Below are 6918 nucleotides of genomic sequence, written 5' to 3'. Positions count from 1 at the left end.
CGCCCGCCACGAAGCGCACCGCTTGAGGCAGGCCCCCTCCACCACGCCCTGCGGGCGAGCGGCGGGTCGGCTCGTCCCCCGGGCGATCCTCGAGCGCGCAGGGCGTGTTTGACCCGCTGCTCCCCCTCCCCGTCCCGGGGAGGATTGCCGTGACCATCCCGATTCCCTATCTCCGTCGCATGGTCACTACCCTGTCTCCCGAGATCGGCCTCACCCCGTCCGCGGCCGCGCGCATCGCCGCCATCGCCGCGAAGCAGGGCAGGCCCGCGATCCTGCGCCTGTCGGTCGAAGGCGGGGGCTGCTCGGGCTTCCAGTACAAGTTCGAACTGGCGGGGGCTGCGGAGCCGGACGATGCGGTCGCGCAGACCGATGGCGTACAGCTGCTGGTCGATTCGGTCAGCCTCGATCTGGTGCGCGGCGCCAGCGTCGATTTCGTCGAATCGCTGGGCGGCGCGGCGTTCCGCGTGACCAACCCCAACGCCGCGTCGGGCTGCGGCTGCGGCACCAGCTTCTCGGTCTAACTTGAAGATCGTCACCTACAATGTGAACGGCATCAAGGCGCGCCTCCCGCGCCTGCTGGAGTATCTCGCCGAGCAGAAGCCCGACATCGTCTGCCTCCAGGAGCTGAAGTCCGCCGACGAGGGGTTTCCCGAGAAGGAGATCCGCGACGCGGGCTATGGCGCTGTGTGGCATGGGCAGAAGGGCTTCAACGGCGTCGCGATCCTCGCCAGGGGCAGCGACCCCGTCGAGCGCCGCCGCGGGCTGGAGGGCGAGCCCGAGGACGAGCATAGCCGCTATATCGAGGCCGAGGTGAACGGGCTGGTGGTGGCATCGATCTACCTGCCCAACGGCAACCCGGTGCCCGGGCCCAAATTCGACTACAAGCTGCGCTGGATCGAGCGGCTCTCGGCGCATGCGCGCGGCCTGCTGGCAGAGGAAAGGCCCGTCGTCCTTGCCGGCGACTATAACGTCATCCCCAATGACGATGACGTCTTCTCGGTCCGGGCGATGGCGGACGATGCGCTGATGCAGCCCGAATCGCGCCAGGGCTATCGCGCGCTCGTCGCGCAGGGCTGGACCGACGCACTGCGCACGCGCTTTCCGGCCGGCGGCGTATGGACCTTCTGGGACTATCAGGCCGGCGCATGGCAACGCGACGCGGGCTTCCGCATCGATCACCTGCTGCTCAGCCCGATCGCGGCGGATCGCCTGACCGGCGCCGGCGTGGACAAGGACTATCGCGGGCGCGAGAAGGCCAGCGACCATGCGCCGACTTGGGTCAGCCTGCGCGTCTGATTTCCCGCTGATTGGTGGTTTTCACCAACTATCGGCGAGTAATTTCCATATCGTAACAAAAGCTACGCGCTAACGCATTGATTTTGCTCGTTTCAAGTGTTTGGCACGCATAATGCACTAACACAGGGGCGGGCGGGATGAAGTCACCCTCTGACCCGCACAGGTGCAGAAGAGGAGCTGTATCATGCGTACGATGTTCAAGGGTTTCACCGTCGCCGTCTTCGCCGTCGGCCTCGCCACCGCCGCGCATGCCGAGACCAAGCCCGGCACGCCGGCTCCCGCCGCCCAGGCCAGCCCGGGCGCCAAGCCGGTGAAGGACAAGCGCTATTGCGTGAAGGGCGAGGTCACCGGATCGCGGCTGGTCCGCAAGGACTGCCGCACGCGCGCCGAGTGGCTGAACGAGGGTTTCGATCCCCTCGATCCGAAGTAACGGATCCTGGCAAGAGGGGCGCGGCCCGCGGGACCCCTAACCCGCGGGCCGCAACCCTTCAGATCTGCCTCGCGTAGATCTGATAGACGCGGTTGACCTTGCTCTCGATCGTGTCGGCAATGGCGACCATCCCCTGATTGTCGTCCAGGATCCAGCCGATCTCGCCGCGTACCGCGCCGTAATTGGCAGTCGCCGCGCGGCGGATATATTCGATCATCATGAAGGCCAGCTGGCTCGCCATGCGCGAGCCCTGCAGCCGCTTGAGCACGCCCATCAGCGGCACGCGCATGCCGCGCGCCTTGGGTTTGCGCAGCCACCACAGCAGCTTCGCCCAGCCGAACGGGAGCAGATTGCCGTTGAGCGGGCGGATCGCCTCGTTGAGGTCGGGCAGGGTGATCATGAACGCCACCGGCTCGCCATCGAGCTCGGCGATGCGGATCAGGTCCTCGAACACCAGCGGCTTCAGCTTCTTGCCGACATCGTCGATCTCGGGCCGGGTCAGCGGCACGAATCCCCAATTGTCGGACCATGCGTCGTTGAGGATCGCCAGGATCGTCGCGGCTTCCTCGTCGAAGCGCGATTTGTCGACGGTGCGGATGCGGATGCGGTCGCTCTTCTCCCCCATCGCGACGATGCGCTGGACGAGCGGCGGGAACTCCTTGGTGATGTCGAGCTCATAGGTCAGCAGCTGCTTGACCGGCTGGTAGCCCGCGCCCTCGATCCAGCCCTGATAGGCTGGCCTGTGATGCCCCATCATCACCATCGGCGGGTGATCATGGCCCTGGATCAGCAGCCCCGGCTCTTCCCAGATCGACAGCGAGATCGGGCCGATCGCGCGCGTCATGCCCTTGGCCCGCAGCCAATCCTCCGCGGCCGCGATCAGCGCCTGCGCGGTTGCCGCATCCTCGGCCTCGAACAGCCCCCAGAAGCCCGTGCCCGGCCCGAAGCCCTGCTCGGCCGGCATTTCGAGCGCGAGCTTGTCGATATGCGCGGAGATTCGCCCCACGATACGGCCCTCGCGCTCGGCCAGGAAGAGTTGCGCGACGGCATGGCTGAACCAGCCGTTCTTCTTGGGGTCGATCGTGCCCGCCACTTCGCTGCGCAGCGGCGGCACCCAATTGGGATCGCCGCGGTTGAGGCGATAGGCGAGCTCGATGAAGTCGCGGGTATCCGCCTTGGTCCTGACCGGACGGATGGCGAGGGGGGAGTTGGCCAAGCGCGGACCTTCCTAAGAGATTGCGGCCGATCCAGTCTCCCGTTGCCGCGCCGCTGTCAACTGGAGGCAGGTGCAGGGCGGGCATCGACCGCAAATCCTCCCCCGCCAGGGGGAGGTGGCGCCGGAGGCGACGGAGGGGGAGGATGCGAGCCGCCAATGTTCTGGCATCCGCCCCCTCCGTCACCGCTGCGCGATGCCACCTCCCCCTGGCGGGCGAGGATTGGCTACGCGCAACACCGCCAATCCCGAGCGCCCGTTACCGCCGGTCCCACCCCACCCCGTGAAATGCCACGCAATGGCCACTATCTGATGCCAATGCCCGACCCCATGAATACGCTTACCCTTGATGCATCCGGTGCCGATGCGCCCGTGCAGGGCGCGAAGATCCGCCTGTCGGGCGTCGCCGACGACCGCGCCATGCTGCGCGCGGCCGCGGAGCTGACACGCGACCTGCAGACGCCGAGGCCGTTGATCTACTGGGGCGATTTCCTCGGCTCGGCCGCGCTCGGCTATGCCGCGCTGGCCGGAGCGATCCTGCTGCCCTCGGCCGGCTGGGCGATCGCCAGCGGCGTGCTGGCGGTGCTCGCGCTCTACCGCGCCAGCCTGTTCATCCATGAGATCACCCACCTCAAGCATTCGCTGCTGCCGGGCTTCCGCGTCGGGTGGAACGTGCTGCTCGGCATCCCGATGATGCTGCCCTCGTTCATGTATGAGGGGATCCACACGATCCACCACAGCCGCACCAGATACGGGACGGTCGAGGATCCCGAGTATCTCCCCCTTGCGCTGATGAAGCCGTGGACGCTGCCGGTGTTCCTGCTCGTCTCGGTGCTGATGCCGGTGGGGCTGCTGTTGCGCTTCGGCGTGCTCGGGCCGCTGTCGGTGCTGTCGCCCAGGCTGCGCCGCATCGTCGTCGGCCGCTATTCGGGCCTGCAGATCAACCCGGCCTATGAGCGCCGCGCGCCCGAGGGCGAGTTCGCGCGCCAGTGGCGCTGGCAGGAAATCGGCGCGAGCGCCTGGGCGATCGTCCTCATCGCGCTGGTCGCGACCGGCGTGATCCCGCTCAAGGCGTTCGCGATCTTCCTCGCCGTGATCTCGGGCGTCGCAGTCATCAACCAGGTGCGCACGCTGGTCGCGCATCTGTGGGAGAATGACGGCGAGCCGCTGACCGTGACCGCGCAGTTCCTCGACAGCGTCAACGTGCCTGGCGGCTTCCTGCCCTATCTATGGGCGCCGGTGGGGCTGCGCTTCCACGCGCTGCACCATCTGCTGCCGAGCCTGCCCTATCATGCGCTCGGCGAGGCGCATCGCCGCATCTCGGCCGCGCTGGGGCAGGAATCGACCTATCAAGGCGCCAACTATCCCACGCTGCGCGGGCTGATGGGCCGGCTGGCGGCGAGCACGATGAAGCAGCGCGCGGGCTGACGCCGAACCTTCCGCCATCCCGGCGCAAGCTGGTTGTCCAGTCCCGGAGCGATCCGTGCGCGGCGTTGAAATGCCTCGCCGTTCCGCTCGCGCGGACGGACGCGCGCGATCGCCCGAAAGCAAACATCGTCCACGACTTGTTCCACTTTGACCATTCGGGGCGGTCCGGTTCCACGTGGAACCTATTTGGTTAAATAGCGGATTTTTCGCCGATTATTCCTCGGTCTTGAGCAGCACCGCTTCGCCTATCATCGCGAACAGCAGGAACGGCGCCCAGGCGGCGAGGAAGGGCGGATAGGCGCCAAGATTGCCCATCGCCAGCGCGAAATTGTCGGCAACGAAATAGAGGAAGCCAAGGCCCATTCCCATCACCGCGCGCACGAACAGCTTGCCCGAGCGCGCGATGCCGAACGCCGCGACCGCGCCCAGCAGCGGCATCAGCACCGCGGATAGCGGACCCGACAGCTTGTGCCATAGCGATCCCTCGAGCGCCTTGGTCGGGCGGCCCGCGGCCTTCAGATCCTCGATCGCTTCCTTGAGCGCGCCGAACGACATCGATTCGGCATCGACGTTGGACAGCGTGAACTGGTCGGGCCGGACGCCTTCGCCCACGATCGTGCTGCCCAGCGGCGTAAGCTGGCCGGTGGCGACGTCGAAGCGCTCGGCATCGTCGACGCGCCAGCCTATCCCCTCACGGCGCCCGGTCTTGGCGCGGACCAGCGACTTGAGCACCGCGCCGTCGCGCTCGTAGACGGTGACGTCGGCGAGCTGCGCACTCTCGCCACGGCCCCTGATCTGCTGGGCATGGATCAGGTGGGCGCCGTCGCGCACCCACACATTGCTGCGGTCGCCCCGGTCGATCGGGAGCACGCCGTAATCCACCTTCTTCCACTGCGCGAGCGTGGCGCTGGCGCGCGAGACGACCCGGTCGTTGAAGGTGAAGGAGATCGCCGCCACGCCGAGGCCGGCAAGCATCAGCGGCGCCAGCACCTGGTGCGCGGAGAGGCCCGAGGCCTTCATCGCGATCACTTCGCTGTTCTGGTTGAGCGTGGATAGCGTGATGATCGTGCCCAGCAGCACCGAAAAGGGCAGGAAGGTCGCGATGATCTGGGGGGCGCGCAGGCTGACATAGCGCCAGATCTGCGCGTCGCCATTGCCTTCATGGGCGAGGATGCGGCCGGATTCGCTGAGCAGGTCGAGCGTCTGGAGGATCAGCACCAGCCCGAACAGAAAGGCGAAGGTGCTGATCAGGAACGACCGCGCCATGTAGAGCGAGATCGTCCGCGACGGGAAGAAGCCGGTGATCGGGTTCATGCGCCCGCCGCCTTGCGCCGCCGCCCGGGCAGTCTTTTCGCGATCGCCTTCCATGCCTTGGCGAAGAACTTCTCGAGCGCGCCGATCGGCTGTCCGCCGGGCACATAGGCGATCGTGTAGTACATCCAGAACACCAGTCCCGCGAAGATCAGGAACGGCCCCCACAGGGCGATGATCGGATCGATCCCGCCGCGCGCGCCCACGCCCTGCGCATATTGGTTGATCTTGTGATAGGTGACGATCATCACGATCGACAGGAACACGCCCAGCGCCGAGGTCGATCGCTTGGGTGGGACGCCGAGCGCCAGCGCCAGGAATGGCAACAGCAGCATGGTCGCGACCTCGACCACGCGGAAATGAAATTCGGATCGGGTGACCGCGCGCTGCGCTTCCGGCACGCTGGAATCGCGTCCGAGCGTTGCGAGCTGCGGCAAGGTCAGCTCGAGCCTGTTCTCGCCGCGCTGGCGGAACTGCTCGAATTTCGGAAGATCGATCGGCAGATCGTGCGCATCGAAGGTGAGGACGCGGGGCACCTTGAACTTGGGCGACTGGTGGATCAGCGTGCCCTTGGTCAGGCGGAAGATGATCACGTCGGGATCGTCGGTGCGCAGGAACTGGCCCTTCTCCGCGGTCGCGGAGACGATGTCGCCGTTCGGCGCACGCGCGCTGACGAAGATGCCCGACAGGTCGGTGCCCTCGCTGCGGCTTTCCTCGATCCGCAGCGTCATCCGGTCGCCGAGATTGGTGAACTCACCCACCTTGATCGATGCGCCGAGCGCACCGGTGCGCAACTCGAACCGAAGCCCCTCGTAATTGTAGCGGGCGAGCGGCTGGATGAAGCCGACGATGGCGAGATTGAGCGCGGCGAGCGCGATCGCATACATGAACGGCACGCGCAGCATCCGGCCATAGCTCATCCCCACCGCGCGCAGCACGTCGAGCTCCGAACTGGTGGCGAGGCGGCGGAAGGCGAGCAGGATGCCGAGCATCAGCCCGATCGGGATGCCGAGCCCGAGATATTCGGGCAGCAGGTTGGCGAGCATCCGCCATACGACGCTGACCGGCCCGCCCTCGCTCGCGACGAAATCGAACAGCCGCAGCATGCGGTCGAGCACCAGCAGCATCGCGGAGATCAGCAGCGTCGAGATCAGCGGAACCGCGATCAGGCGCGCCATATACCGGTCGAGTGCGGTCATGCGGGGAGGGTCTGCGGCCTGATCTTCGCGTTGGCGCCGGC

At 66.8% G+C, this 6918-nt stretch carries 7 protein-coding genes; 4 read left to right on the top strand and 3 right to left on the bottom strand.

Going from position 1 to position 6918, the window contains the following annotated elements; translation table 11 throughout:
* Nucleotides 1-179: 179 nt before the first annotated feature.
* From VGD28_RS02830 to VGD28_RS02820, 3 genes are all read left to right on the top strand, one after another.
* Entirely contained in the window at nt 180-521 is a 342-nt protein-coding gene (locus tag VGD28_RS02830; protein WP_331026818.1) for a HesB/IscA family protein, read from the top strand.
* A gap of 1 nt (nt 522) precedes the next feature.
* Entirely contained in the window at nt 523-1296 is a 774-nt protein-coding gene (gene xth, locus VGD28_RS02825; protein ID WP_331026815.1) for an exodeoxyribonuclease III, read from the top strand.
* Between the two features lie 184 nt (nt 1297-1480).
* Nucleotides 1481-1726: a hypothetical protein gene (locus VGD28_RS02820; RefSeq protein ID WP_331026814.1), complete on the top strand. Its 246-nt coding sequence runs from the start codon at nt 1481-1483 to the stop codon at nt 1724-1726.
* 58 nt (nt 1727-1784) lie between these two features.
* Here VGD28_RS02820 and VGD28_RS02815 read toward each other — a convergent pair whose 3' ends face one another.
* On the bottom strand, nt 1785-2942 hold the full coding sequence (locus VGD28_RS02815) for an N-acetyltransferase (RefSeq protein WP_331026813.1): 1158 nt from the start codon (nt 2940-2942) through the stop codon (nt 1785-1787).
* 327 nt (nt 2943-3269) lie between these two features.
* Between VGD28_RS02815 and VGD28_RS02810 the strand changes: the two genes are divergently transcribed.
* Entirely contained in the window at nt 3270-4367 is a 1098-nt protein-coding gene (locus VGD28_RS02810) for a fatty acid desaturase (protein ID WP_331026812.1), read from the top strand.
* A 213-nt stretch (nt 4368-4580) separates the two neighbouring features.
* On the opposite strand, the gene lptG is transcribed toward VGD28_RS02810, so the two are convergent.
* Nucleotides 4581-5681, bottom strand: a complete 1101-nt coding sequence (gene lptG / locus VGD28_RS02805) for an LPS export ABC transporter permease LptG (protein ID WP_331026811.1) — start codon at nt 5679-5681, stop codon at nt 4581-4583.
* Complete coding sequence (gene lptF / locus VGD28_RS02800; protein WP_331026810.1) at nt 5678-6877, bottom strand: LPS export ABC transporter permease LptF; 1200 nt, start codon at nt 6875-6877, stop codon at nt 5678-5680. The genes lptG and lptF overlap by 4 nt, the downstream gene beginning before the upstream one ends.
* Nucleotides 6878-6918 lie beyond the last annotated feature (41 nt).

The sequence above is a fragment of the Sphingomonas sp. genome (assembly GCF_036402235.1).
GTDB lineage: Bacteria > Pseudomonadota > Alphaproteobacteria > Sphingomonadales > Sphingomonadaceae > Sphingomonas.
The sequence above is the reverse complement of the archived record's forward strand: the minus strand, read 5'-3'. Positions and strand labels throughout refer to the sequence as shown.

Bases quoted from the DNA above. Each gene is read 5' to 3' on its own strand.
- VGD28_RS02830 (WP_331026818.1), top strand. From the start codon at position 180: ATGGTCACTACCCTGTCTCCCGAGATCGGCCTCACCCCGTCCGCGGCC.
- VGD28_RS02820 (WP_331026814.1), top strand. From the start codon at position 1,481: ATGCGTACGATGTTCAAGGGTTTCACCGTCGCCGTCTTCGCCGTCGGC.
- VGD28_RS02810 (WP_331026812.1), top strand. From the start codon at position 3,270: ATGAATACGCTTACCCTTGATGCATCCGGTGCCGATGCGCCCGTGCAG.
- lptG (WP_331026811.1), bottom strand. From the start codon at position 5,681: ATGAACCCGATCACCGGCTTCTTCCCGTCGCGGACGATCTCGCTCTAC.
- lptF (WP_331026810.1), bottom strand. From the start codon at position 6,877: ATGACCGCACTCGACCGGTATATGGCGCGCCTGATCGCGGTTCCGCTG.